This window comes from Paenibacillus sp. YAF4_2, from assembly GCF_052113225.1.
In the GTDB taxonomy this organism is placed as follows: Bacteria; Bacillota; Bacilli; order Paenibacillales; family Paenibacillaceae; genus Pristimantibacillus.
In genome coordinates this window covers 516,921-539,715 of sequence record NZ_JBFRCT010000002.1, presented here as the reverse complement: position 1 = coordinate 539,715, position 22,795 = coordinate 516,921, and the positions used below count along the sequence as shown (strand labels likewise).

Sequence of the window (22,795 nt, the reverse complement as noted above, 5' to 3'; positions counted from 1 at the left end):
GCTCCCCTTTCACGCAACACCATTTTGAAGCTTTGCAACAAGCGCTGCAAGTCCAAGCTCATAGCTTTGACCGCCAAAGCCGGCGATTTGACCAATCGCCACCGGCGCAATGACCGATACATGACGGAACGCTTCACGTTTATGTATATTGGACAGATGCACCTCAACAACCGGCAAAGCAACCGTGCTCAATGCGTCTCTAAGCGCGTAACTATAATGAGTCAAAGCGCCTGGATTAATTACAATACCATCTGCTTGCCCAAATGCGCTATGTATCCGGTCAATTAGGGCGCCCTCGTGATTGGATTGGAAAAACTCCAGCTCCACGCCGAGCTGCAATGCTTGTTCGCGCAATTTCGCTTCGATCTGGGCCAGCGTCTCTGTGCCGTATACACCAGGCTCACGTACGCCAAGCATATTTAAGTTAGGCCCGTTTAATACAACAATTCTAAGCAATTTCGCACCTCCCAGTCAGCCGAATCTTGCACTTAGCCAAAGATCATTAGCCATTTTACCACAAATGACCGCTGCTTGAGAAGTCGAAACCTTGAGTCAATGCGCGCCCATCGGCTCTCTTGAAGCTTCGTCGGTAAATTCAAAGGAAATCGAGTATCCGATAAACAGCCCCCATAACAGGAAGATGCATAATTCTGAGAACAACGTGTTCCATCCTGCGACTGTAATCTGACGGGAGAAGCCAACTGTAGGACCAAGGATCAAGAACATGACCACCCACCATCCAAGTCCATAGAATACCCCAGGCCAAGGTCCACGCAGCTTGCCGAGCAATACCTTATAAAGTAAGCCCGCTATTATGGAGAAAATGATGTAGCTTGCAATTCCTACGACTATACCCCAGCCTGTCTTTAAATAAGAAGACTTAAAGAATGGATCGGCGATTAAACCAGGAAGCTCCACCGTAAATTTTAATTCATAAAAGAGCCAGCGGGTTGTACCCCAGATCAAGCCTGCGAAAAAACCAATCATGCAGCTGAACAGCCATGGATTCGTGTGATGCTCCGATCCATGCTGTTCTTTCTGGCCACTTTGTTTGGTGTTATGCTGCTTACTTCCTTTTGCACCTTTCCCAAAAGCTCTGACTCCTGTTGCTGCCATCATCATGCCTCCATTTCTCATGCACAACCAATTTTCTTCTAGTATGCAACGTAATCCCCAAGGATAACCAAGGATTCGTGCATGTACAGGAAACGGAAGATGATGACGTTGGCAAATCTATAAACGATCAAGTACAATAGATTTATACCTTCGTCACCTGATCGGGACGATACTATTTAAGGAAGGTGACAAGCTCTTGTCTCAAAACAATATGAGCATTTACGGCGGACAAGCTGTTATTGAAGGCGTTATGTTCGCAGGTAAACATGTGAATGTAACCGCTGTACGCAGGAAGAACGATGAAATCGTATTTTACGAGGTTCCGCGCACGACCAAACGGTGGGTACAATCGCTCAAGAGGATTCCTCTTGTCCGAGGTGTAGTCGGAATCATCGATTCCAGCGCTAAGGGCTCACAGCATTTGAACTTCTCTATGGAAACATACGCGGAAGACGAAACAGCCGACATGTCCGAGGCAGAAAAAGCAGCCGCTCAGAAGAAAGAAAAATCCGGCTGGAGCCTTGGAATGATTGTTGGCGTTGCCGCGGCAGGTGTTATCTCCTTTATATTCGGAAAGTTGCTTCTTACCGCAGCACCGGCAGCTCTTGAAAGTTTACTGTTCCAGGATGTATTCGAGAACAAAGTTGGTCATAACTTATTAGAAGGACTTATCAAACTTATTATCCTTCTCGTTTATTTGTATCTGATGTCTGTAACACCGCTTATCAAACGGCTCTTCCAATATCATGGCGCCGAGCATAAGGTAATAAGCGCGTATGAAGCCGGTGAGGCATTAACACCAAGCAACGTACAAAAGTACAGCAGACTTCATTACCGTTGCGGCAGCAGTTTTATTATTTTCACGGTAATCGTAGGGGTTATCATCTATTCCCTTCCGATTTTTAGTTGGGATACGATTTGGGAACGCGTCTATATTCGTATTTTGCTTCTGCCAGTGACACTTGGCATTTCCTATGAGGTGCTTCGCTGGACGAATGCATTGCGTGATGTACCCGTGCTTCGTTACTTGGGCTATCCCGGCCTGTGGCTTCAGCTTCTTACTACGAAAGAGCCAAACGATGAACAGGTTGCCGTATCCATCGCCTCCTTCAACCGGATGCGTGAGCTTGACCAGCAAATGAGCACCAAAGCATAATCATTCCAATAAAGGACAGGTGGTATCATGCCGCGGAAATGGAACGCATCTTCAATTATTGTGCTGACCCTTCTGGCAATTGGGATTTTGTACGGAATCGGACAGCATCTAACTTCGTTTCTAATTCCTATTATTGTGCTTGGCGGCATCTTCCTGTTATATAAATATCCGCCTAACACATGGGGAAGCAATGTACGAGTCAGACAACAGCCATTTGTGAAGCAGTCCAGAACGACTCCACGGCAAAAGCCGAAATCGCGCCGTACGCCATTCCGAGTGATCGATGGCGGCAAGGATGACGATGATCTGCCGAAATATCATTGACGAAACCCTTCGAAAAATTGATTCGCAGCTTTAAATCCGGACTGAAACAGCTTCTCTGCCATCCCATCAGGTAAATGAAACTGTGTAGTCCGGATGCCTAAAGTAGGAATTTTGACGGTTCGATCACGGGCATATTTCTTAATATACCGTTCATCATGGGCCTGCATCATCGTCTCGAATATTGCTTCAAGCATCGACAACGGACCGCGTATTTCATGCGGTTCGTTGTCGTTTTTTCCGACCATTTGAAACCCTACCGTCGGTACTGGATTCGTCCTCCCCGCCTGCTCCCGGTCAAACAGCCAAAGCGGAAAATTGCTGAGTAATCCCCCGTCCACAATATATGCTTGAAGATGAGGCTTCACTTTCTCCTCCTTCTCCTTTTGGGATAACGAAGAGTAAAGCTTGGAATAACGAACAACAACCGGGTCGAAGAAATACGGAATACTAGCGCTCATGCGCACCGCTCTCGCGACACTAAGCTTCTTCGGATCCATCCCATATATCTTGATATCCTCCGGTAAGACAAGCAGCCGCCCATTCGTAATGTCTGAGGCAACAATCCGAAGCTTACACTCAGGTAAATCCGCAAACGTCCGAATACCCTTCGCTTCCATCAAGCGCATTACCCAATATTCCAATGCTTCGCCGCTGTACAGCCCCTTCTTCACCAGCAGCCTAAGGGCTGGACTAATCACTTTCATATTGAAGATAAAAGACCGTTTCAAGAAAGTAGAAAACGGCGTATTCTCCACGATCCGTTTAATTTCAAGACCACTGTAGCCCGCCGCAAGCATTGCTGCAATGATAGCTCCGCTTGATGTACCTGCAACCTGCTCAAACCCAATTCCCTGCATCTCCGCCGCCCTGACTGCTCCAGCCAGCGATATCCCCTTCACTCCGCCACCTTCGAACACTGCATTAATCTTCACTTCCGCATCCCCCCGGACAACGGAAGCAGTGTCGATTCGGCTCCCATCAAAAGTATATATGCCGAGGAGAATTGTCTACATGTTAGGGTTTGTGAGAAAATATATATTAGGAATAATACCTAGAGACAAATATGTAGGCAATGGAGATAAAACAATGAGATTTAATGAACTAAAAGATCAAATAACAACATGCCAGGATTGTAAGCAAAAGTTTGGCTTTACACCGAATCCGATCTTTCACGGGAAAGAACGGTCGAAGATTATGCAGATCAGTCAAGCGCCCTCCAAGAAGGTTCATGAGACCGGCTTACCGTTCAATGACCCATCAGGAGCGAAGTTAAAATACCAGTGGTATCAAATTACAGATGACATCTTTTACAATGAAGATAACTTTTATATTACGGCGATCGCTCACTGTTTCCCAGGTAAACATCCAAAAGGCGGCGATAACCCTCCACCTCTTGCTTGTGCGAATAAATGGCTGGCGAGAGAGATTGAAATGGTAGATAACCAGCTTTATATCATCATCGGTGCAAGAGCGGCAAAATACCTTTTTCCAAATGAAAGTTTTGAAGATTTGATCTTTAAAAATAACACGCTTAATAATAAACCTGCTGTTGTGCTTCCCCATCCCTCGCCTCTGAATATTCGCTGGTTTAAAGCTCATCCAGCATTCGAAAAGAAGCGTATGCCAGAAATAAGAGAACTAATCAGGGATATACTTGGGTTAACCTAATACTGAGGAGAATACAAGGAGCTTCGCTGTTTCCATAGCGAAGCTCCCCCCTGTCCTGATCCCATTAGCTCGCAGCTTTCGCGGCGGGCTGACTGTGTTGCCTGCCGTTAGCGGCAGACGAAGGCGCCGGGGCTAAGGGGTATCTCCTGAAGGAGCGTAGCGTTCGCCTTTGTCCGGGTATTGCAACCTCAGCGAGTATAATTCGAGCAATACCCGGACAACAGCGGCCGTAAGGAGATACCCCGTGCCCCAAGCACGCAGTCTGCTCAAGCTAACTTCCAGGCAACTAAAAAAGCCCGCCGCAAGCGGCGAGCTTTTACTCGGTTTCTAATTCAGACCGGATCCCTCTCAGCTCGTCCAAGCGAGATTGCTCACGATTAAAATATTCAACTAGCGTCTCGATACAAGTAATCGAGTCCCAGCTCAAATGATGCTCGATGCCTTCGACATCGCGATAGATGTTCTCTTCCTGTACACCGATAATCGTTAGGAACGATTCGAGCAAGTGATGACGGTCAACCAGTCGTTTGCCCATCTTCTTCCCTTTGCTCGTCAGAACAAGTCCACGGTACTTCTCATAGATCAAATAATTGTCTTTATCCAGCTTCTGAATCATCTTGGTGACAGATGAAGGATGCACTTCAAGCCCTTCGGCTATATCCGAAACGCGCGCATAGCCTTTCTCATCAATAAGCTTATAAATACGTTCCAAGTAGTCTTCCATGCTCGGAGTCGGCAATGAAGAACCCCCTAACCCTGCATTCTACACCTTGTCTTATGGCGTTACTCTTAGTATCATACAACGATTTTTAATGCCTCTGCAAGCCGATCAGCCTGCGTTCTTCCATTAAAACTTCATAAAAGCTGGTGTCACTTGGTTCAGCCAAATCGTAATTTTTGTCATTTGGTCTGTAAACAGCAGGATCCCCATCAGCACCATGACGCCCCCGCCAATACGCATTACAACCGTGGAATATTTCAGCAGCCAACGTGCTGAACCAAGGAAAAAGGCTAAAGCGAAGAATGGGATCGCAAAGCCTAGTGCATACGCTGTTGTCAGTTCAAACCATGTCCCTGGCTTCGAAGCAGCCAAAGCAAGGATCGCTGTTAATGCCGGTCCAATACATGGTGTCCAGCCAGCAGAGAAACCAATACCAAAAATAAAGGAACCAATGTATCCTGTCTTCTTAGTCGGATCAATGTTGAAACGGCGTTCCTTCATCAACACCTGCGGCTGAAATATACCAACGAGGAATAAACCCATCAATACAATCAATATGGCTGATAATTTACGGATAAGCGATTCATATTGGCTGAAAAATTCCGCAAACACATTGGAGCCATACCCAAGCGTGTAATACACCGTACAAAACCCTAGAATGAAGAAAAACGTATGTGTCATCGTTCTCATTCTCATGTGGGAGGTGTGGTTATTCTGTTTCAGATCACTTACGGAAATACCGGTTATGTAAGATAAATAAGATGGATATAAAGGCAGGCAGCATGGTGAAATAAATGAAGCAAAGCCGGCGCCAAACGCCAGCCATACATTAATATTATCCAAAGTTATACACCTCAACCCAAAGTTAACTGCCTAACCGTATGCCACGCTTTACCAGCATAAGGATAAGCATAATCGCGATCAGCAGCAATACGATTGTACCGCCCGGCGCGAGGTTCCATACTCCTGCTATCATCAGACCAGCAACGACAGCAAGCTCACCAATTATAACAACTGTAATCACACTTTGCCGGAAACTGCGGGCGATTATTAAGCTGCAAGCAGCGGGTATCGTCAGCAAGGCTGATACCAGCAAGGCCCCTACGATTTTGATAGAAGCACTAATAACAAGTGCGGTAAGCACGCTAATCATAACATTATAGAACCGAACGGGCAAGCCGCTTACAGCTGCTGCATCCTCGTCAAAAGTAAGCAGAAACAGCTCTTTCAGCTGTGTACGGATAGCCACCAGCACCACTACTGTTACAACGGCAATCGTAATCAAATCCGTATCATTCAAGGTAAGAATACTCCCGAACAAATACCCATTCACATTTACGTTATAGCCTCTTCCCATCGTGAACATAATCGATGCAAGAGCTACACCACCAGACATAATAATAGCAATCGACAATTCCGCATAGGATTTGTACGTTTTCCGCAGCTTCTCAATAAAGAAGGAAGCAATAATCGCGAATAATAAACCAACCGCTACCGGATATACGCCAACCAGGAAACCTAAGGCTACCCCAGCTATGGATACATGAGACAGCGTATCTCCAATCATCGATAAACGGCGCAGAACGAGGAAGATTCCCATAAGTGGAGCCGTAATCCCGATCAGCACGCCCCCAATAAGCGCCCGTTGAAAAAAATCACTAGCTAAGATCTCCAACCGTAACTACCTCTCTCCTGCTCTCCATTTGCTGACGAAGCTCCCTCAAGCTATGCGTCAGATCATTCTCTACACAATCCTGCAATTCATGCGAATGCTTCTTGTAAAATTTCAGCTTGCCGCTCTCCACTGCAGGCTGCTGGCCCAGATAGGACCGAATCATTTCCATATCATGCGATACCATCAGGAACGTAATATTATGATGCTGATGCATGTGCTTGATCATATGGAAGAAGCCTTCCTGTGTCTCCGAGTCAATGCCAACTGTAGGTTCATCCAAGATAAGCAAGGACGGGTTATTGATGAGTGCTCTGGCGAGAAATACACGTTGCTGCTGTCCACCGGACAACTCACCGATCCGCTTCATAGCCAAATCTTCTATGTTCATTGCATGGAGCGCATCATCACATTTTTTCTGGTCAGCCTTCGTAATTTTACGGAACAGTTTATTGCGGCTGTACAAGCCGGATAATACTACTTCCCGAACCGTTGCCGGGAACAAAGGGTTAAAGGAATTCTTTTGCGGGACATAACCAATTCTATCCCATTGTTTGAACTGAGAGACAGGCTGACCGAACAGCCTTATTGTACCGCTCTCCGGCTTAAGCAGACCAACGATCATACGCAGCAAGGTTGTTTTGCCTGCACCATTTGAACCAATAAGTCCGATGAAATCTCTTTCTTTTACTGAGAAATTAAGCCCTTTATGAACCACTTGATTCTGATAGGAAAAGGATACATCCTCAAGGGTAATTATATCTTGATGACAAGTGGAATTTTGCATCGTTGCCCTCCTTTCTGGATCTTTCGAATCATGTTTTTATTGCAATCCTGTTAATAAGTTTTGCAGATTTTGTTCCATCAGACTTAAGTAATCTTCGCCTGCTTTTTCCTGTTTTGGTGTAAGACCTTCAATAGGATTAAGCACGAGCAGCTCTGTATTTGTCTCATCGGCAATCGTATTGGCCAAATCACGGGAGACCAGCTCTTCAAAGTAAATATATTTGATGCCTTCCGATTTCACGAGCTTAGCTACATTCAGCAGATCTTGAGGACGCGGCTCTGCATCAGGAGATAGGCCAGTTATGGCGATTTGCTTCAAACCGTAATCCCTTGCCAAATAACCAAAAGCTTGATGGGATACGACAATCGTATAATGTGGAGCAGTTGCTAATTTGGACTCGAACTCATCATTCAGTGCCTCAAGCTTACCTACAAGTTCCTTATAGTTAGCCTCAAACTCATCTTTATGAGCAGCATCCGCCTGAACTAAGCTGTCTCTTACATTAGCAGCCATAATTATAGCAGATTTTGGGCTTACCCAGGTATGCGGATCAACATCCAGATCATGGTCATGATCATGACCATCATCTTCATGCTCATCTTCTTCCGGATTACCATGAATCATTTCAATCCCTTTGCTCATTTCTGCCGCAACGAGACCGCTGTTCTTAGGCAGACCTGTCAAGAAATCATCTGTCCAGCCTTCAAGTCCCGCGCCATTGTACAGGAATAGCTGTGCTTTCGAAGCGATCGTCAAATCTTGACTCTTTGGTGTCCAATCATGTGGCTCGACACCAGCCGGTATTAAGTTTACGACATTTACGTTGTCGCCGCCAATCTCTGATGCCAAATAATATAGCGGATAAAAGCTGGTCACCACATTCGTCTTGCCTTCGACAAGCTCCTTATTCGAATTACTCCCGCATGCCGCCAGAAATACCGTTATTGCAATAAAAAGAAGGCCAATATTTTTGATATAACGCATTCGTATAATCTCCAATCGTTTCTTTTTAGTAATCGTTACTATTACGTTTAAGATTATACGAGTGGGTTTAAACCCTGTCAACCCACAATATGAAATAATTGAAGTTAACCTATTATCTACTATTTACACGCTTGGACCTGCACATACGTAAATACAAAAGAACCGCCGCGGATCATAAGATCCGGGCGGTTCTCCCTTGCATTTGTTTCCTTATTTAACGATAGCACCGTTAGGCATGTCATCTGGTACCGTCGCAAGAGTAAGCTGATCACCATGGGAGGCTGCCAGAATCATCCCTTGGGACAATTCACCACGAAGCTTCACCGGCTTCAGGTTCGTGACACAAATCACTTTGCGTCCGACCATTTGCTCAGGCGTGTAAAATTTCGCAATACCAGATACGACTTGGCGCTGCTCATAACCAAGATCAAGCTGCAGCTTCAGCAGCTTATCCGCTTTCTTCACAGGCTCAGCGGCAATAACTTGGGCAACTCGAAGCTCAACTTTACCGAAATCTTCAATACCGATTTCTTCTTTCGATTCAACTTCTACTTCAGGAGCAGCATTCTCGGCTGCAGGTGCAGCAACTTCCACCTTAACAGCAGTCCCTCCGCCCATTGCCGCAGCGATGTAAGCAACCTCTTCGGCTGCATCCAGACGCGGGAAGACAGGTGCGCCTTTGCTAACGCGTGTTCCGCCAGGCAGCTTGCCGAATTGCTTCGTGCTTTCCCATGCCGTTAACTCGCCTTCTTCAAGACCAAGCTGACGCCACAGTTCACGAGGACCATGAGTCAAGAACGGTTGAAGCAGAATCGAGATGATACGAAGTGACTCCGCTAGGTGATACATAACAGAGGCAAGCTCACCTTTTTTCGCTTCGTCCTTTGCGAGTGCCCAAGGGGAAGTCTCATCAATATATTTATTTGTACGGCTGACAAACTGCCAAATTGCCGCTAAGGCAACCGAGAATTCCATTGTCTCCATCGAAGCTTCGACCTGGCGAACCGTTTCTGCCGCCAGCACTTGAAGGGACTCATCAAATTCCGTTACATTCCCGCCATAAGCCGGAATCTCGCCTTCAAAATATTTGTCAATCATCGCAACGGTACGGTTGAGCAGGTTGCCCAAGTCATTAGCCAGATCGAAGTTGATCCGGTCAACGAAGTTCTCTGGCGTGAATGTTCCATCTGAACCAAACGGTACTTCACGAAGCAAGTAGTAGCGAACCGCATCAAGACCATAACGGTCGATTAGGGTTACTGGATCAACCACATTACCCTTCGACTTCGACATTTTACCATCCTTCATCAGAAGCCAGCCGTGCGCGAATACTTTCTTCGGAAGCGGCAGTCCAAGAGCCATCAGCATGATTGGCCAATAGATCGTATGGAAACGAACGATCTCCTTGCCAACCAAGTGAACATCCGCCGGCCAGAAACGGTCGTACAAATCCTTGGTCGTACCCTCTGCCCCATAACCCAGCGCAGTAATATAGTTAGACAAAGCATCAATCCAAACATAGATCACATGCTTCGGATCACCAGGAACCTTGATACCCCAATCGAAAGTTGTGCGGGATACCGCAAGATCCTCGAGGCCTGGCTTAATAAAGTTATTAATCATCTCATTCTTGCGTGATTCTGGTTGAATGAACTCCGGATTCTCTTCATAGTGCTTCAGAAGGCGGTCGGCGTATTTGCTCATCCGGAAGAAGTAGCTCTCTTCCTTCACGAGTTCAACAGGACGTCCGCAATCTGGGCAGTTGCCATTTACAAGCTGACGCTCCAGGAAGAATGATTCGCATGGTGTACAGTACCAGCCTTCATATTCTCCTTTATAAATATCATCCTGCTTCAGCAATTGCGCAAAAATCTTCTCTACTGCTTCTTTATGACGGGGCTCCGTCGTACGAATGAAATCATTGTTGGAGATCTCCAGCTTCGACCAGAGCTCTTTAATACCTACCACGATATCGTCGACGAATTGCTGAGGAGATTTATTCTTATCCTTCGCATTACGTTCAATCTTCTGACCATGCTCATCAGTACCTGTCAAATACCATACATCATAGCCGCGAAGACGTTTGTAGCGAGCCATTGCATCGCCAGCTACTGTTGTGTACGCATGACCGATATGAAGCTTATCACTTGGATAATAAATCGGTGTCGTAATATAAAAGGTTTTGTTATCTTTTCCCATTTCATCTACCTCCATTATCATCATATACATGCATGAGAACGCGAAAAACTCCCGTCCAACATGGGACGAGAGTTACATTCACTCACGCGGTACCACCCAAATTTCCGCTGCGCTGATTGAAGTACTTAAAGCACAGCAGCTTCGTGTGCCGCCAATTTAGGACGGCAGAGCTATTAACGCCAGCTTCGCGCTATTCCCTTACCTGACTTATCAGGCTCGGAAACAGATCCTCCTGGACCATCTTCTGATGCTTATCCATACCGGCTTCCAGCACCTTGCCCGGCTCTCTGTCATGGACTCTTCATCGTACTTATCCGTTCATCGAATATACAAATATGCTTATATGACAAAATATAACCAATTCAACGCGTCATTGTCAAGGAGCAGCTGTTCCGCCTTCTTCATCATCGCTGCCGGCGACAGGCGGAACGGGATCGTATCCTCCTGGGTGGAAGGGATGGCAGCGCGCAATTCGCTTGGCAGCTAACCAGGAACCCTTCAATGCTCCATGCTTTTCCAGTGCCTCAAGCGCATATGCCGAACAAGTCGGATAATAGCGGCAGGATGGCGGAGTGAGTGGTGAAATCACTTTCCGATAAAAGATAACTGGTGCCTGAAGTACTCTTCTTGCTCTTCTGCCGCCTGCCATTACCCTTCCCCAGCAGCCGACTCTTCCTGGATGCAGTCTTTGCAGTAGCCGAACACTTCAAATTTATGTTTTACGACACGGAACTCGTCTGGTACGTCCGTCTGTTCCATCGGGCAAAAAATAATCGGATACGTCTTGCCGCATTGCAGGCAGATCATATGATGGTGATGCTCATTCTCCCTGCAATGCAGCTTGAACTTAACACCTTCCTCGAAGATGACCTGTTCCAGCACACCCAGCTCCTCCATAACACGCAAGTTGCGGTATACCGTATCAAAGCTTAATCCCGTGTAGGATTTGCCCATATATTCATATACTTCCTTAGGTGCAAGATAACCCGGCGTCTCGGCGAACAACTTGGCCAGCGATTTCCGCTGATCCGTTATTCGTAAACCCTGTCCGGTCATTCGTTGTATAATTTCCTCTATTGTATGCAAGGTAAGAACCTCCGACAAAAAAGTCTCTTTTATTCATAATGCCGAAAAAAAAGACTCTCGTCAATGAGAGCCTCTCGCTTGGCACAACTTTATCAGCCATTTAATCGCATATTAATCAAGAAACTTGCACACATAGCTAGAAATAACAGCGAGCTGACAATAGATACAATCTTCCTTCTGCGCTTTGCGACAGCTAGTCGCTGCACACCCGCCGGATCCATTGCCGCTTCGGTAACGAAGCGATGCATGAACAATAACGTAATGACCGACGCTACGAATAACATATTAACTACAAACCATATTGCCGTCCACATCATAACGGGCACACCTCCAATTCATCTGCAGCTCCCGCTATAAATACCACTTGTTCAAAATAATCATTAACACAATAAAGCTGACTACTGCTCCGCCAAAGCATACCCAGCCATACCGGAAGCGTTGCTGGAACATACGAAGAATACCAAAGCTTAATAACCCGAAGATAAGCAATAGAAAGACGACCCCGATAATAAATAATGAAGCAGAGATGTCACTGACATCGACTAAAGCCACTGCATACACTCCCTTATGTAAAAATGCAAGTACACACTATTAGCATTATAAGGGATTGTCCATTCATTCGCTAGCAACAAAAAAACGACAGTATCAAGGCCCTGCCTTAGCGGCCTTTCAACCATCGAATATCGGCTTCATAATAAGCTCCTGCCCTTGGCCTTTTACGGAGCTTCACCTGCAGTACGAAGTTCTTCACTAATGCACGGCAGATTTTTGGCTGAACAAGCTTAGGCAGCTTTATCGTTTCTTTCTGATTATTTGGAAGTCCTTCGATACGAAGACGATCATCCCTTACGAGCAGGCGCAGATCTTCACGGTTTACTTCACGCGGAAGGTGAAACTTCACGAGCAAGAAATGATGCGTCTCGAAAAAGGATATCCCTTCTTCTTCCGCCTGATCCAGAATTGAATTTGCCGCAGCCGGCAGAGATTTTGTCATCATCTTGCGAACAAACTGCTCAACCCAATCCGGTTCCTTCATGACATCGAAGCCCTTTGGCAGACGTTGACCGTCCAGCCATCGCTCCAGCTCATCCCATTTCTTCTCCATGTCCCGTTCACCTCCAGCCGTTCTACCTTTAGCATATGCGAAGCTGGGCGGAGAGGCTACATGGTCCTCGTAGGCTTCTATCCACACGGGCTGCGGAACCTCTAGGCATATGCCGCATACGATAATACACAAGACGCTTTAAGGGAAAAGGGTGAGTACGCATGCCATCTATCGTTGGATTTGTAAAAGTCGTTAGTGTTGGTTCCAGTGCCGTTGTTCAATTCGGAGACGCCGTTCAAGTATCACCGTCCAGCCAGACCAAAACCTATGCTGGCTCTGGCTCGTTCCTAACAGGAAGCCTGGCGAACTCGAATAACGCAGTCAGCGCCACTAATACGCTAGATCCAGATGTACAAGACAATTCTCAGAACAACCTGGAAAACGTGGTGTAATGTATGAATTGGACAATATATCAGACCATTACCATTCAGCAGCTTCGGGTGAACAGTGTATCCAACAGCTCAGTCCTGCAAGTCGGAAGCGCGGGATCAATCCGGTCCTTGTCACAAATGTATAACTCGGGAGGTTTCACGGGCCCTGCTCCGCAGCTTGGAGAAGAAAGCCCGCTCTCCCTTGTTCCGCTTCCTGATCCCGCTTAAAGAGAGGAGGCATTCCCTATGCAGCAGCCCCCGCCTGGCAATGGGTTATCTCCATGGCAAGCCTGGTCACTTGAGCTTCAATCCAAGCTAAAAGCACAACAGACACAGATTTACTCGCTGGAGCAGCAGCTTGCTGTTCTATGTGAACAGCTTAAGCAAATAGAGAGCAAGCCTACCTATAACATCGAGAAACTCGAGTATCATTTTGACCAATTAAAAGTAGAGAAGCTTGAAGGAACGTTAAATATCGGAATGACACCGCTAGGCACGCCAAATGGAGAAGGAGACATTGAGCAGCTGTCCGTCCCTCCTAAGCCAAACGTTTATCCGGCAGCAGCTTCTGGCTTAACGCCGCCTTCTGCTCCATATGCTGATGTTCGCAGTGAGGTCGATCACTATTTAAATATGCAAGGCATGCAAAAGCTAGTTGAATTGGAATCCGAATACGGGGTGCAGCTCGATCCTTACCACCGACGAATGGTTCTGGAAGACATACGGAAGCAAATGCCTTCCCGTATCCATTTCTATATGACATTGAAGCCTGGCGAGGCCAATTCGAATGGTGCAGAGACCGAGCAGCAGAAAAAAGAAGTCATTTTCTCCAAAACCATAAGGGATGTTGATGCCGCAATGCAAAGATATATGCAGCTGTTAAATAATGGAGGCGGCAATCCTACCTAATTGCGTGAGGAGTTGAGAATGTATGTTGAATTTCACTGTACACAATTGCGGCTTAACCGTAGGATCGATTGAGATCTTAGGCGTATCGGCAGCCTCTATGTTCCAGATTGGCGACTCCGATCACGTCACACTTTATTCCATGTTTGACACTCCACCAGAATCCGTTATCGCAGGTCCAATTGCCCCGCTTCCGACTCCAGAAGATGAAGAACAGGCTGCTGGCGAAGCGCCGATGGCTGGATAAGTGAGGTTTCCATAATGCAGCAGAATTTTACGATACGCACTTCCGAGATCGCGTTAGTTTCCATCGTTGACGTATCGCTTTCCTCTATTGTCCAATTTGGAGATCGAGGGGAAGCAACACCTAGGCTGAACGCTCTTGCCGTACAACGTGCTATTGACCACACAAAGGCCGGAAGCGTCTATTTCGAATCTTATCCGATATTCTACCGCCCGCTCCCAAAACTCGTTGATCCGGAAACAGAAGCCGGAGATGATGTCTGCATCCGGCGGGTGAATCATTGTCCTCGTATCAAGGTGGGTTGTGTTTATGTGACAGCCGTAGGCTCCACCGCCAGCTTTCTTGCCGGCAATGCCATGCGAACAACTGCCGAATCACGTATTAAACATATCAGACAGTATGAGAAATCGCTTATTGAAATCAGATAGGCATATTCATCAAAAGCATTTGCACAGGTACAAATGTCCAATTCCGATAAGACCCCCCGTCATATATTGGTCTTGTAATTGATAATCACAACAATGACTCGGGAGGAATGAACAATGGGATATCCTGTAGCTGGAGCTAACACAGGCTGTGCACCGGTTCAAGGAGTCTGGAACAATAGTGCGGCTTACATTCTTGTTCTGTTTGTCTTGCTCGTTATCATCATTCGTACTTGCAGCTTCTACTAAGAAGAGCTGTCGATTGAATTCATGAAAGGGAGTCCGGACTCCCTAATATTTGCGGGCATGCAGCCATAGCCTCATAAAATAGCCGCTTAGAGCGATCTAAGCGGCTTTTACGTATTATAAGGACTTCAATTCCTTGTATTTCGCTGCATATTTACTGACGCTCTGCACGAAAGTTGCATGTGACCATGTCAGCGGCGCAACAGACAAGGGAGAACCATCATACGGATTTAGCTGCTCGGGGAGCAGTCCGCTGGACAAAGCATGATTAACTACCCACTCCAGCGTCTTATACGGTCCTTCCAGATCCGCCAGCGTTTGTGCAGAATCGATCTCATAATTCGCAACCCATAATGTACATATAATCCATGGATTACCCGGAACCTGATCAATCTCCCCGGACTGCTGGAAGTAATAATCATTCGTATACCTGGCGATGCCGCCAATATCGGTCCGAATTTGTAATCCTTCCTTAATCGCATTCATCGTCGTAGCGATACGTTCATCATGAACGGACAATACGCCAAACTCCCACAGACCAAAGACACTGCTCTCCAGTGTCATATCCTTCACCCAGCGATTATCCCTTTGAACAAGACCACGGGCGAATCTCCCCGTTTCTTCATCCCAAAGATGCGTCAAAATCCCCGTCTTAATGGTATGGGCTACATTCCTATAATGGTCACTCCGCTCATAATCGCCGAATAACTCGGTAAAGAAGGCACCTGCCATAAGGCCGGCATATACAGAAGCGGCCGTATACGTCCAGATTCCGTACCGCTCCTCCCATAGATCATAACTTGGCTTCGGAAGTGAAAGTTCCGGCTCGATGTATTCGCTAAGGAAGGAAGCAGCTTTCCGAATGAGATTGCTGTATAGGGATTGGGGCAGCTCGATGACCTGATTACGCGAATAATCCTGCCATAAAGCGAACAGCACAAGCGCAGTCTCATCCTCTTGAATAGGAATACGCTGGCTTCCCTTCACGATATAGGGATGCCAACTGGAGCCTACTGTACCGTCCGGATTATATTTGTGAAATAAATAGCCTTCAGGGGAGAGTGCATTCGCACAAAAATGGAAAAATGGCGATATGACACTCTGATAGCCTGCCAGCGACATCGCTTCGGCGATAAGAGCCCCATCACGCGGCCACATATAGCTGTAATGGTCACGATTGTACTGGAGGATATCGGTATCATTGGCTGCCAAGATCGCCCCACGCTCATCCACTTGCGTTCTTACGAGCAGCAGGCTGTGTCTGAACATACGGACAACATCCTTCGGCAAATCGCCTAGATCGGTTTCTGCGCGCTGCAGCCAATGCTTCCAGTAGATCACGATTCGGCTAAGCAGCTTTTCAGGATGGTTATCCTTCACATATTTATTCAGCGTCTTTACTTCCTCCAGATTCTTACCAACAGACATCCAGTAATACAAAGTCTTCTCACCATTAGCCGGCACAGTGGTACGCAGGCCAATCGTGCTGTCGACCGACCCCTGGGCTATCGTATTGCCCATCAAGACGCCGTCCTCTGCATCACGCCATGTTCCTTCTGCTGAATGGAATCGTTTAATCCCCGTCGAATACTGCATAATGCCGCCTTCATCCGTACATCCGCTGAACATGAAATAATTCGACCGTTTGTAATGGAACAAGGTATTATTCTCCGGATAATACGCCGCTGTATCGCCGACCTCAGAGCCTTCAATCATCAGGTCCTGATGGAAGAACAATCTCGCCTCCCGGTTATCGTTCCTTCGGTTTCGAACGACTACACGCTTAATATAAATACACTCGCGCTGATGAATACCGTCGTTTATATGCAGTTCAACGCCAAGACCCTCATGCTTTGCAATAATATTGGTCACAAGGGAATCCTCGATATAATTGAGCTCGAACGTCCATTCTTTCTCATCCAGCCAAGAGAATGCGCCTCCGATCCAAATCCCGAATCGGCAATAGTGACCGCCCACATGGTTAAGCTGTCCAACGTACGGATAATAAATATCCCGGATAAAACAATGCTGATCCAAATTGAGCAGCAGTTTACCATTGCCGATTACAAGGTGACGGGCCATTGTTCAGTCCCCTTTCGAGAAACAACAAGTTGTTCATACAAGGCCATATAAGCTTTCGCCGACCGGTTCCAGCTATAATCTTCCTTCCCGGCATTATCAACGATTTTGCGCCATACCTCTTCATCCCGATAGAAGGAGAGTGCCCGCTTCAGAGTGTACCAATAATCGTCCGCATTATAATACGTAAAGCTGAAGCCGTTCCCTTCCCCGGTCATTTCATTATAAGACTGCACCGTATCCTTTAGACCGCCCGTTTCACGAACGAGCGGTATCGAGCGATAACGAAGAGCCAACAGCTGACTAAGCCCGCAAGGCTCAAACCTTGATGGCATAAGAAAAATATCCGAGCCGGCATAGATCCGTCTTGCAAGGCGGTCATTATAACCAAGCCATACTTTAAATTTATGTGGATAAATAGCTGCGAACCAATTCATACTGTCTTCGTACTGTTTCTCCCCTGCCCCAAGTACGACAACCTGGACATCCTCCTGCAACAGCTGATCCAGCTTCGATGTAATCAGATCGAGGCCTTTGGGCTCAACAAGTCTGCTGACGACGCCAAGAAGTGGTGTCTCTTCCGATTCCGGAAGTCCCAGCTCTGCCTGTAAAGACAGTTTGTTCTTCCGCTTGCGTGCAAGTGAAGATCGGTATGGTGTATGTAACGCAGCATCATTCATCGGATCAAATAATTCGGTGTCGATGCCGTTCACAATGCCGGTCAAGTCACCGGATCGATAGCGCAGGAGACCATCAAGACGCTCTCCGTACTCCCAGCCTTGAATCTCCTTTGCATAGGTGTCGCTGACAGTGGTAAGTTTGTCCGCATAGACAAGCCCGCCCTTCAAGCAGCTTGCAGCACCTTCGAACTCCAGACGATCAGCCGTGAACATATCATCGCCTGCTCCAAGCAGCTCCTTCAGCAGGTCAATTCCGAATATTCCTTGATACATCAAGTTGTGAATTGTAAATACGGATTTCACACCTGCCCAGCCCGGATCATTAACATATCGAGTCTTGAGCAGGAACGGAATAAGTCCAGCCTGCCAGTCATGACAATGGACAAGATCAGGTCGGAAATCGAGATAACGCACGCACTCCATCACAGCGAAGCAGAAGAATACAAAACGCTCTGCATCATCGCCATAGCCATAAAGCCCTCTGCGCCTGAAATAAAATTCATTGTCGATCAAATAGAATACGACTCCATCAATCTCGGCCTTCATCAGGCCGCAATACTGCGACCTCCAGCCGAAACTGACTTGAAATTCTGCTACTTTCTCAAATTGCTGAATATAAGACTCAGAGATTTCCTCATACTTGGGCATAATAATTCTAGCATCGGCTCCACGCTGCTTCAGAGCCTTCGGCAAAGCGCCTGCAACATCAGCTAGTCCTCCCGACTTAGCGAGCGGATTCGCTTCAGAAGTAGCCATTAATATATTCATATCTGATCACCTCGCACCCTATCCATTGGTATGATACTTTTTTATATAATTTTACGTTTACCTGCAAGAAACGGATTTTCAGAAGAACCTCGAATATCACGGTCATATTGAACGCGAACATCTTTGTCGAGAATACAATGCTGAACGAGACTATTCTCGCCGATATCGCCATTTTGCATAATGATGCTGTTGCGGACAACAGCTCCTTTGCGGACATGAACACCACGGAACAAAATGCTGTTCTCTACGGTCCCTTCAATACGGCAGCCATTTGCAATCAGAGAATCGGTTACTTTGGCGGTTCCCAGGTAACGAGCAGGTGGCTCATCCTTGCCCTTCGTAAAAATAGTACCCGGCTGGAAGAACAATTCACGCCATACGTCTTGGCTAAGAAGGCTCATATTGCTTTGATAGAAGCTCGATAATGTATTCACAACAGCCAAATAACCTTCGTACATATAACCATATACCCGCAGCTTATCAATTCTTGAGAAAATCGCATGACGGACCAAATGGTCCTGCCCTTGTGCTAGTGAGGTTTCAACAAGCTCCATGAGCAGGTCTTTACGCATAATGAACATCTCCATGGAAGATACACTGCTGTGCATCCTTCCATAGTGATCCTGCATAGCTGTAATCCGACCATCGGCATTCATCTTCACCTTGCGCGCTTTGCCGCCCATGAGATCGGCATCTTCTCTACATACAACCGTTATATCAGCCTCACGTGCTTTATGGGCTTCAATAATAGGCTCGAAGTCAATGTTGCATACCATGTGGCTGCGGGCAATAACAACATACTCCGCTGTCGATCGATTAAAATAATCACGGTGCTGGTAGAAATGATATAAGTCACCGCGGCTCACTTCTTGAATATCATCGGTTGCCGGCGGCAGCAGGAACAACCCGCTTTGACGATTATTTAAGTCCCAATGGTCGCCTGAACCTACATGATCCATAAGGGAACGATATTTCGTATGTGCAAATATGGCTACTTTATTGATTCCCGAGTTCACCATACTCGATAAAATGAAATCAATAAGCCGGTATCGCGCACCAAAAGGCACGGTCGCAAGGCAGCGGTTTTGAGTCAGCCGCTCCATATCATCTGTTTCATGAATAAGATTAATAACGCCCATTACCTGATGTTTCATGACGGCTCCACCTCCAGAAGTACAGGTTCGTTAGCTACAAATTCTCCTACAGCAACGACGGTTATTGCATTATCATCCGGACTGCCGATTGAAACGCCATCCTCAATTACTGCACCTTCACCAATAATCGCGCGGTAAATGCGGGCGCCTTTTCCAATACGTACATTCGGCATAATGACCGACTCACTGACAATACTGTTCTTACCGGTATTTACGCCATAAAACAACACAGAACGCTCGACATCCCCTTCTACAATGCAGCCCTCCGTCACCAGAGAAGAGGTTACACTTGCCCCCGAAGCAATATATTGCGCAGGACGATTTGGACTTACCGAGTAAATACGCCATTCTTTATCCGCTAGATCAAGCGATGTCTTATCGTCCAGCAAATCCATATTGGCTTCCCATAAGCTATCAATGGTACCGACATCTTTCCAATAGCCCCGGAAGGAATATGTGCTTAGATGAAGCCCATCTCTCATCATCGCCGGAATGATGTCTTTACCAAAGTCATGACTGGAATTGCGGCTTAATTCGTCATTGATCAAATATTTTTGCAGAACAGACCATGTGAAAATGTAAACGCCCATGGAGGCAATATTGCTGGTTGGTGTTTTTGGCTTTTCTTCAAATGCCGTAATACGATCCTCGTCATCGACGTGCATAACGCCAAATCGGCTCGCTTCTTTCCAAGGGACTTCAATGCCGGCAATCGTAATATCTGCACCACTTTTCTTATGATGCTGCAGCATGAGATCGTAGTCCATTTTATAAATATGGTCACCCGAGATGACCAGAACATAGTTTGGATCATAGCGCTCGATAAACGCCATATTTTGATAAATCGCATTCGCCGTGCCTTTATACCATACGCCGCCCTTTTGCTTCACATACGGAGGCAGAATGGCCATGCCGCCATCCTTGCGGTCGAGCCCCCACGGGCTTCCAATGCCCAAATACCGATTCAGTTCAAGAGGCTGGTATTGTGTTAATACACCAACCGTATCAATTCCGGAATGGGCGCAGTTACTTAGCGTAAAGTCAATAATGCGATATTTCCCTCCAAAATACACCGCAGGCTTCGCCAAATCCTTCGTGAGAACACCCAATCGCTTACCTTCTCCTCCTGCCAAAAGCATTGCAACCATTTCCTTTTTTCGACCCATGACACCAACCCCTTCTTAATGTGTGTCCCCACTCACAAAGCTGAATAATTGGAAGGATAGAGGGGGGAGATAGATGGAAATGCTTTGGTTATAGCCGTGCCAGCCCTCTTTCTCGCTGTCATACTGCTGTGTAGACCGTGAATCCGAACCTCCAAACTGTTCCTCATTGCTGTTTAGGATCATGCGATAACAGCCTGGCTGCGGCACGCCTAATCGATAATTGGAATAATCATTTCTGGAGAAGTTGGCAACAGTCACGGAAAAGCCTTGCCTGCCATAACGAATGAAAGATATGATCGATTGTTCAGCATTATTCACATCAATCCATTGGAAAGCGGTTGCGTCCTGATCACGTTCCCACAGCGATTGTTCTTTGGTGTAGACATGATTCAGAACTCGGACGTAATCTTGCATCTTGGCATGAAGCTCGTAATCTAGCAGCATCCAATCAAGAGGATCACGATCCTTCCATTCATCGAACTGTCCCCATTCGCCGCCCATGAAGAGCAGCTTCTTGCCGGGATGTGCGATCCAATATCCATACAACAAGCGTAATTGAGCGAATTTCTCTTCATAGGTGCCGGGCATTTTGTTAAGAAGGGATCGTTTGCCGTGTACGACTTCATCATGTGACAGCGGTAAAACGTAATTTTCTGAGAAAGCATATAGAAGTGAGAAAGTAAGTAAGTGGTGGTGGTGTGAGCGGTCAGCTGGATCGGTCGACATATAGCGTAAAAAATCATTCATCCAGCCCATATTCCATTTAAAATTGAAGCCAAGCCCGCCTAAGTAGGTAGGTGAGGTAACTGCAGGCCAAGCGGAAGAATCTTCTGCAATCATTAGTGCTTCTGGGTAGTAGTGAAATATGGTTTCGTTTAGCCGTTTCATAAAGCGGAGAGCGTCTAGATTGTCAATACCGCCAAACTCGTTCCAGGTGAACAGCTCGGGCGGTTTATCCATGTGGAGGTTAATCATGCTGGCAACAGCATCGATTCGAAGGCCGTCGAAATGGAACATCTCCATCCAGTAGATGGCGTTCGAGATCAGAAAGCTGACCACTTCATTCCGTTTGAAATCAAAAGCTAATGTGCCCCATAACGGTTTATCGGCAAGTTTTTCGTCTGCCCCTTCGTATATCGGGGTTCCGTCAAAACGCCTGAGCCCATGAGCATCTTTGCAAAAATGTCCGGGCACCCAGTCCAGGATAACACCAATTCCTTGTGCGTGGCAGCAATCGATAAAATGCATCAGCTGCTTTGGCCTGCCGTAACGGCTGGATGGCGCATAATAGCCTGTAATCTGATAACCCCAGGATTGATCGAAGGGATGCTCGTTAATCGGCATCAGCTCGATATGGGTGTACCCCATCTCGGCGGCGTAAGGAACCAATTGCTCCGCCATTTCATCGTAGGTAAGAAAATCTTCTTTGCCTTTCAGCTTCCAAGAGCCGGCATGCACTTCGTAAACTAACAGTGGATTGGTGTATGAGGGTCGTTGATGCTTTGTATCCACCCATTTCTTATCCCGCCATGGGAATCCGCCCAGATTAGCAACAACGGAAGCGGTTTGAGGACGCCTTTCGGCAAGAAATGCGTAAGGATCTGCTTTGAGCAAATGCTCGCCTGTTAAGGTAATAATCTCGTACTTGTAAACAACGCCTTCGCCTAGTTCTGGAATGAAAATAACCCATATCCCAGTCGTCCCAACGCGCTCCATTAGCGATTCGGAACCATTCCAGTCGTTAAAATCGCCTACAAGACGAACCTCCCTGGCGTTCGGGGCCCAAACGGCAAACCTGACGCCAATTTCACCTTCAACATCCATCACTTGTGCACCCATGAACCGGTAACTGTGGTAAGAGCAGCCCTTGTTGAACAAATATAAATCGCTCATTTGAAGGCCATACGGTGCCGTTTGAATCATTTCCGACAATCGCCT

28 protein-coding genes are annotated in these 22,795 nt (G+C 46.7%); 9 read left to right on the top strand and 19 right to left on the bottom strand.

What is annotated here, in order from left to right; translation table 11 throughout:
• Positions 1–9: 9 nt before the first annotated feature.
• Together aroQ and AB4Y93_RS06510 are read right to left on the bottom strand one after the other, a co-directional pair.
• Positions 10–456 (bottom strand): type II 3-dehydroquinate dehydratase, encoded by a 447-nt coding sequence (aroQ, locus tag AB4Y93_RS06515; protein ID WP_441890125.1) that lies wholly within the window; start codon positions 454–456, stop codon positions 10–12.
• 96 nt (positions 457–552) lie between these two features.
• On the bottom strand, positions 553–1,116 hold the full coding sequence (locus tag AB4Y93_RS06510) for a YqhR family membrane protein (RefSeq protein WP_441890123.1): 564 nt from the start codon (positions 1,114–1,116) through the stop codon (positions 553–555).
• A 211-nt stretch (positions 1,117–1,327) separates the two neighbouring features.
• On the opposite strand from AB4Y93_RS06510, the gene AB4Y93_RS06505 reads away from it, so the two are divergent.
• Positions 1,328–2,272 carry a DUF1385 domain-containing protein gene (locus tag AB4Y93_RS06505; RefSeq protein WP_441890522.1) on the top strand — a complete coding sequence of 315 codons (945 nt, stop codon included), beginning with the start codon at positions 1,328–1,330 and terminating at the stop codon, positions 2,270–2,272.
• A gap of 27 nt (positions 2,273–2,299) precedes the next feature.
• Entirely contained in the window at positions 2,300–2,596 is a 297-nt protein-coding gene (locus AB4Y93_RS06500; protein ID WP_441890121.1) for a hypothetical protein, read from the top strand.
• Here the strand turns inward: AB4Y93_RS06500 and AB4Y93_RS06495 are convergent.
• Positions 2,590–3,528: a patatin-like phospholipase family protein gene (locus AB4Y93_RS06495; protein ID WP_441890119.1), complete on the bottom strand. Its 939-nt coding sequence runs from the start codon at positions 3,526–3,528 to the stop codon at positions 2,590–2,592. The two genes, AB4Y93_RS06500 and AB4Y93_RS06495, sit on opposite strands and share 7 nt — an antisense overlap.
• Positions 3,529–3,607: 79 nt before the next feature.
• On the opposite strand from AB4Y93_RS06495, the gene AB4Y93_RS06490 reads away from it, so the two are divergent.
• Positions 3,608–4,264: a uracil-DNA glycosylase family protein gene (locus tag AB4Y93_RS06490; RefSeq protein WP_441890117.1), complete on the top strand. Its 657-nt coding sequence runs from the start codon at positions 3,608–3,610 to the stop codon at positions 4,262–4,264.
• Between the two features lie 316 nt (positions 4,265–4,580).
• Here the strand turns inward: AB4Y93_RS06490 and mntR are convergent, their stop codons facing one another.
• From mntR to AB4Y93_RS06435, 11 genes are all read right to left on the bottom strand, one after another.
• A complete protein-coding gene (gene mntR / locus AB4Y93_RS06485) occupies positions 4,581–5,003 on the bottom strand; it encodes a transcriptional regulator MntR (RefSeq protein WP_441890115.1) in 423 nt (140 codons plus the stop codon).
• A 108-nt stretch (positions 5,004–5,111) separates the two neighbouring features.
• Complete coding sequence (locus tag AB4Y93_RS06480; protein ID WP_167272615.1) at positions 5,112–5,828, bottom strand: cytochrome c biogenesis CcdA family protein; 717 nt, start codon at positions 5,826–5,828, stop codon at positions 5,112–5,114.
• Positions 5,829–5,850: 22 nt separating this feature from the next.
• On the bottom strand, positions 5,851–6,660 hold the full coding sequence (locus AB4Y93_RS06475; protein ID WP_441890113.1) for a metal ABC transporter permease: 810 nt from the start codon (positions 6,658–6,660) through the stop codon (positions 5,851–5,853).
• Positions 6,644–7,444 carry a metal ABC transporter ATP-binding protein gene (locus tag AB4Y93_RS06470; protein WP_441890111.1) on the bottom strand — a complete coding sequence of 267 codons (801 nt, stop codon included), beginning with the start codon at positions 7,442–7,444 and terminating at the stop codon, positions 6,644–6,646. The genes AB4Y93_RS06475 and AB4Y93_RS06470 overlap by 17 nt, the downstream gene beginning before the upstream one ends.
• Positions 7,445–7,480: 36 nt before the next feature.
• Positions 7,481–8,428, bottom strand: a complete 948-nt coding sequence (locus AB4Y93_RS06465; RefSeq protein ID WP_441890109.1) for a metal ABC transporter solute-binding protein, Zn/Mn family — start codon at positions 8,426–8,428, stop codon at positions 7,481–7,483.
• Between the two features lie 210 nt (positions 8,429–8,638).
• On the bottom strand, positions 8,639–10,627 hold the full coding sequence (gene metG, locus AB4Y93_RS06460; protein WP_441890107.1) for a methionine--tRNA ligase: 1,989 nt from the start codon (positions 10,625–10,627) through the stop codon (positions 8,639–8,641).
• A gap of 376 nt (positions 10,628–11,003) precedes the next feature.
• The gene (gene yidD / locus AB4Y93_RS06455) at positions 11,004–11,276 is read right to left on the bottom strand and encodes a membrane protein insertion efficiency factor YidD (protein ID WP_441890105.1); all 273 of its coding nucleotides are present in this window, start codon (positions 11,274–11,276) and stop codon (positions 11,004–11,006) included.
• Positions 11,276–11,683 (bottom strand): Fur family transcriptional regulator, encoded by a 408-nt coding sequence (locus AB4Y93_RS06450; RefSeq protein WP_441890520.1) that lies wholly within the window; start codon positions 11,681–11,683, stop codon positions 11,276–11,278. The genes yidD and AB4Y93_RS06450 overlap by 1 nt, the downstream gene beginning before the upstream one ends.
• Positions 11,684–11,805: 122 nt before the next feature.
• Positions 11,806–12,030 (bottom strand): hypothetical protein, encoded by a 225-nt coding sequence (locus AB4Y93_RS06445; protein ID WP_441890103.1) that lies wholly within the window; start codon positions 12,028–12,030, stop codon positions 11,806–11,808.
• 34 nt (positions 12,031–12,064) lie between these two features.
• Positions 12,065–12,265, bottom strand: coding sequence for a hypothetical protein (locus tag AB4Y93_RS06440; RefSeq protein WP_441890101.1), 201 nt, complete (start codon positions 12,263–12,265; stop codon positions 12,065–12,067).
• Positions 12,266–12,371: 106 nt separating this feature from the next.
• Positions 12,372–12,818, bottom strand: a complete 447-nt coding sequence (locus tag AB4Y93_RS06435; protein WP_441890099.1) for an Hsp20/alpha crystallin family protein — start codon at positions 12,816–12,818, stop codon at positions 12,372–12,374.
• Between the two features lie 161 nt (positions 12,819–12,979).
• Here AB4Y93_RS06435 and AB4Y93_RS06430 point away from each other — a divergent pair, with 161 nt between their 5' ends.
• From AB4Y93_RS06430 to AB4Y93_RS06405, 6 genes are all read left to right on the top strand, one after another.
• On the top strand, positions 12,980–13,210 hold the full coding sequence (locus AB4Y93_RS06430; protein WP_441890098.1) for a spore germination protein: 231 nt from the start codon (positions 12,980–12,982) through the stop codon (positions 13,208–13,210).
• 3 nt (positions 13,211–13,213) lie between these two features.
• Positions 13,214–13,417 (top strand): spore germination protein GerPB, encoded by a 204-nt coding sequence (locus AB4Y93_RS06425; protein ID WP_132304456.1) that lies wholly within the window; start codon positions 13,214–13,216, stop codon positions 13,415–13,417.
• Positions 13,418–13,435: 18 nt separating this feature from the next.
• The gene (gene gerPC / locus AB4Y93_RS06420) at positions 13,436–14,098 is read left to right on the top strand and encodes a spore germination protein GerPC (RefSeq protein WP_441890096.1); all 663 of its coding nucleotides are present in this window, start codon (positions 13,436–13,438) and stop codon (positions 14,096–14,098) included.
• 22 nt (positions 14,099–14,120) lie between these two features.
• Positions 14,121–14,342, top strand: a complete 222-nt coding sequence (locus AB4Y93_RS06415; protein WP_441890094.1) for a hypothetical protein — start codon at positions 14,121–14,123, stop codon at positions 14,340–14,342.
• Between the two features lie 14 nt (positions 14,343–14,356).
• Positions 14,357–14,767 carry a spore germination protein GerPE gene (locus AB4Y93_RS06410; protein ID WP_441890092.1) on the top strand — a complete coding sequence of 137 codons (411 nt, stop codon included), beginning with the start codon at positions 14,357–14,359 and terminating at the stop codon, positions 14,765–14,767.
• A gap of 114 nt (positions 14,768–14,881) precedes the next feature.
• Positions 14,882–15,013: a sporulation protein YjcZ gene (locus tag AB4Y93_RS06405; protein WP_441890090.1), complete on the top strand. Its 132-nt coding sequence runs from the start codon at positions 14,882–14,884 to the stop codon at positions 15,011–15,013.
• A gap of 114 nt (positions 15,014–15,127) precedes the next feature.
• Here the strand turns inward: AB4Y93_RS06405 and AB4Y93_RS06400 are convergent, their stop codons facing one another.
• The 5 genes from AB4Y93_RS06400 to glgB are packed head-to-tail and all read right to left on the bottom strand — an operon-like array spanning position 15,128 to position 22,780.
• Positions 15,128–17,092, bottom strand: coding sequence for a glycoside hydrolase family 15 protein (locus AB4Y93_RS06400; RefSeq protein WP_441890088.1), 1,965 nt, complete (start codon positions 17,090–17,092; stop codon positions 15,128–15,130).
• Entirely contained in the window at positions 17,074–18,537 is a 1,464-nt protein-coding gene (gene glgA, locus AB4Y93_RS06395) for a glycogen synthase GlgA (RefSeq protein WP_441890086.1), read from the bottom strand. Before glgA ends, AB4Y93_RS06400 begins: the two co-directional genes overlap by 19 nt.
• Before the next feature lie 41 nt (positions 18,538–18,578).
• On the bottom strand, positions 18,579–19,691 hold the full coding sequence (gene glgD / locus AB4Y93_RS06390; RefSeq protein ID WP_441890084.1) for a glucose-1-phosphate adenylyltransferase subunit GlgD: 1,113 nt from the start codon (positions 19,689–19,691) through the stop codon (positions 18,579–18,581).
• Positions 19,688–20,857, bottom strand: a complete 1,170-nt coding sequence (locus AB4Y93_RS06385) for a glucose-1-phosphate adenylyltransferase (protein ID WP_441890082.1) — start codon at positions 20,855–20,857, stop codon at positions 19,688–19,690. Before AB4Y93_RS06385 ends, glgD begins: the two co-directional genes overlap by 4 nt.
• Before the next feature lie 15 nt (positions 20,858–20,872).
• On the bottom strand, positions 20,873–22,780 hold the full coding sequence (gene glgB / locus AB4Y93_RS06380; RefSeq protein WP_441890080.1) for a 1,4-alpha-glucan branching protein GlgB: 1,908 nt from the start codon (positions 22,778–22,780) through the stop codon (positions 20,873–20,875).
• Positions 22,781–22,795 lie beyond the last annotated feature (15 nt).

Bases quoted from the DNA above. Each gene is read 5' to 3' on its own strand.
- AB4Y93_RS06510 (WP_441890123.1), bottom strand. From the start codon at position 1,116: ATGGCAGCAACAGGAGTCAGAGCTTTTGGGAAAGGTGCAAAAGGAAGT.
- AB4Y93_RS06505 (WP_441890522.1), top strand. From the start codon at position 1,328: ATGAGCATTTACGGCGGACAAGCTGTTATTGAAGGCGTTATGTTCGCA.
- AB4Y93_RS06500 (WP_441890121.1), top strand. From the start codon at position 2,300: ATGCCGCGGAAATGGAACGCATCTTCAATTATTGTGCTGACCCTTCTG.
- AB4Y93_RS06490 (WP_441890117.1), top strand. From the start codon at position 3,608: ATGTTAGGGTTTGTGAGAAAATATATATTAGGAATAATACCTAGAGAC.
- AB4Y93_RS06470 (WP_441890111.1), bottom strand. From the start codon at position 7,444: ATGCAAAATTCCACTTGTCATCAAGATATAATTACCCTTGAGGATGTA.
- AB4Y93_RS06465 (WP_441890109.1), bottom strand. From the start codon at position 8,428: ATGCGTTATATCAAAAATATTGGCCTTCTTTTTATTGCAATAACGGTA.
- metG (WP_441890107.1), bottom strand. From the start codon at position 10,627: ATGGGAAAAGATAACAAAACCTTTTATATTACGACACCGATTTATTAT.
- yidD (WP_441890105.1), bottom strand. From the start codon at position 11,276: ATGGCAGGCGGCAGAAGAGCAAGAAGAGTACTTCAGGCACCAGTTATC.
- AB4Y93_RS06450 (WP_441890520.1), bottom strand. From the start codon at position 11,683: ATGACCGGACAGGGTTTACGAATAACGGATCAGCGGAAATCGCTGGCC.
- AB4Y93_RS06445 (WP_441890103.1), bottom strand. From the start codon at position 12,030: ATGATGTGGACGGCAATATGGTTTGTAGTTAATATGTTATTCGTAGCG.
- AB4Y93_RS06435 (WP_441890099.1), bottom strand. From the start codon at position 12,818: ATGGAGAAGAAATGGGATGAGCTGGAGCGATGGCTGGACGGTCAACGT.
- AB4Y93_RS06430 (WP_441890098.1), top strand. From the start codon at position 12,980: ATGCCATCTATCGTTGGATTTGTAAAAGTCGTTAGTGTTGGTTCCAGT.
- AB4Y93_RS06425 (WP_132304456.1), top strand. From the start codon at position 13,214: ATGAATTGGACAATATATCAGACCATTACCATTCAGCAGCTTCGGGTG.
- gerPC (WP_441890096.1), top strand. From the start codon at position 13,436: ATGCAGCAGCCCCCGCCTGGCAATGGGTTATCTCCATGGCAAGCCTGG.
- AB4Y93_RS06415 (WP_441890094.1), top strand. From the start codon at position 14,121: ATGTTGAATTTCACTGTACACAATTGCGGCTTAACCGTAGGATCGATT.
- AB4Y93_RS06410 (WP_441890092.1), top strand. From the start codon at position 14,357: ATGCAGCAGAATTTTACGATACGCACTTCCGAGATCGCGTTAGTTTCC.
- AB4Y93_RS06405 (WP_441890090.1), top strand. From the start codon at position 14,882: ATGGGATATCCTGTAGCTGGAGCTAACACAGGCTGTGCACCGGTTCAA.
- AB4Y93_RS06400 (WP_441890088.1), bottom strand. From the start codon at position 17,092: ATGGCCCGTCACCTTGTAATCGGCAATGGTAAACTGCTGCTCAATTTG.
- glgA (WP_441890086.1), bottom strand. From the start codon at position 18,537: ATGAATATATTAATGGCTACTTCTGAAGCGAATCCGCTCGCTAAGTCG.
- glgD (WP_441890084.1), bottom strand. From the start codon at position 19,691: ATGAAACATCAGGTAATGGGCGTTATTAATCTTATTCATGAAACAGAT.
- AB4Y93_RS06385 (WP_441890082.1), bottom strand. From the start codon at position 20,857: ATGGGTCGAAAAAAGGAAATGGTTGCAATGCTTTTGGCAGGAGGAGAA.
- glgB (WP_441890080.1), bottom strand. From the start codon at position 22,780: ATGATTCAAACGGCACCGTATGGCCTTCAAATGAGCGATTTATATTTG.